This is a genomic window from Nocardioides sp. CPCC 206348, from assembly GCF_048654705.1.
GTDB lineage: Bacteria > Actinomycetota > Actinomycetes > Propionibacteriales > Nocardioidaceae > Nocardioides.
In genome coordinates, this window is the sequence record NZ_JBMCZA010000053.1 from 1 (window position 1) to 1,384 (window position 1,384).

The following is a 1,384-nucleotide window of genomic DNA, read 5'->3' on the forward strand; positions in this document are numbered from 1 at the left end:
CTGAACAGCTTCGGTTGATGGGTGACAGATCAGTGTCGGTTGATCGTTGACACTCAGTTCTGAACTTTACGGCGGCGTTGGCCGCCGGGAACTTGTGCTCGTTTGACTCTCACCTCCCCTGTGGTGGTCCTGGCCTGGGTGCGGAGCAGGTGGTCGCCGTCGTAGAACTGCAGGACGTCTTCGGTGACCCAGACGTCGATGTTGCTGCCCGCGGCGGCGACGCCGAGGCAGACCTGTTGCCAGTTCACGCACACCACGCCGAGTTTGCTGGCGCGGCGCGCGACCCAGGTCCCCTCACCGCGTCCGGTGTCGGGACGACCGGATTCCCTGGTCGCTTGGATCGCGCGGATCGTGATGGCGGGTGCGGGTTGCTCGCGGAAGAACCGCGACGCGGGGGTGGCCATGTCCAGCCCCTGGTGCGGCCGGTTGGTGTTGTAGTCAGCGACCCATTCGTCGAGCTCGGCTTGGGCCTGCTCGAGGCTGGCGAAGGTCCGGTCGGTGCGGAACTCGGTGCGCAACGCGCGGTGGAACCTCTCGATCTTTCCCGTGGTGGTGGGGGAGCGGGGCTGGGTCAGCCGGTGGGTGATCGCGTTCTCCCGACAGATCCGGTCGAACAGCACCTCGGCCGGTGGCCGGTTGAATCGACCGGTGAACACCTTCCCGTTGTCGGTCAGGATCTCCTCGGGGATCCCGTAGGTGGTCAGGGCCAGGGCCAAGCCGTCGCATACGCGCTGGGAGGACTCGCGCAGCATCAAGAACGCGCTGACACAGAACCGAGAGTGGTCATCGACCCCGGTCAGTGCCTTTGCCCGGCGGCCATCGGCCAGGGCGAATCCGCCGACCACGTCCATCTGCCACAGCTCCATGGGCTTGCCGCGTTCCCACCGTTTCCACTTGCGGTCGCGCGGTCGTCGGGCGGCCGGGTCGATCAGCGACAACCGCACCAGCGCCCGGTAGACCGCGGAAACCGACGGCAGCGGGTCCACGTCCCTCTTGCCCAGTTCGTAGACCAGCCGCTTGGGTCCCCAGGTCGGATGTGAGCGCCGTAGTTCGGCGATGGCGACCTCGACGACTCCGGGCATCTGGTGCGGGCACGATCTGGGTCGGTGCGAGGCGTCGCCGAGGTTCTCGATCCCGCCGGCTTCGTACTTGCCCAACCAGGCATGCACTGTCTGTCGTGAGACCCCGAACCGGGCCGCGACGTCCTTGACCGTCTCGCCGTCGCTGATCACTGCCAGCACGGCCTGATAACGCTGTTCAGCCACACTCATCTCCCGCATGCCGGGAGTGTCAAGCCTCAACCGGAGCAGCCGTCAAGCATCAGCCGAACATGTGTAAGGCCTCAGCCGAAGGTGAACCGTCAACCCTCAACCGAGACAACACA

Annotated in this window: 1 protein-coding gene; it reads right to left on the reverse strand. The window is 65.9% G+C overall.

The features are described from left to right. Positions 1 to 53: 53 nt before the first annotated feature. Positions 54 to 1,280, reverse strand: coding sequence for an IS481 family transposase (locus tag ACOADB_RS01835; RefSeq protein ID WP_378596204.1), 1,227 nt, complete (start codon positions 1,278 to 1,280; stop codon positions 54 to 56). Positions 1,281 to 1,384 lie beyond the last annotated feature (104 nt).

Bases quoted from the DNA above. Each gene is read 5' to 3' on its own strand.
- ACOADB_RS01835 (WP_378596204.1), bottom strand. From the start codon at position 1,280: ATGCGGGAGATGAGTGTGGCTGAACAGCGTTATCAGGCCGTGCTGGCA.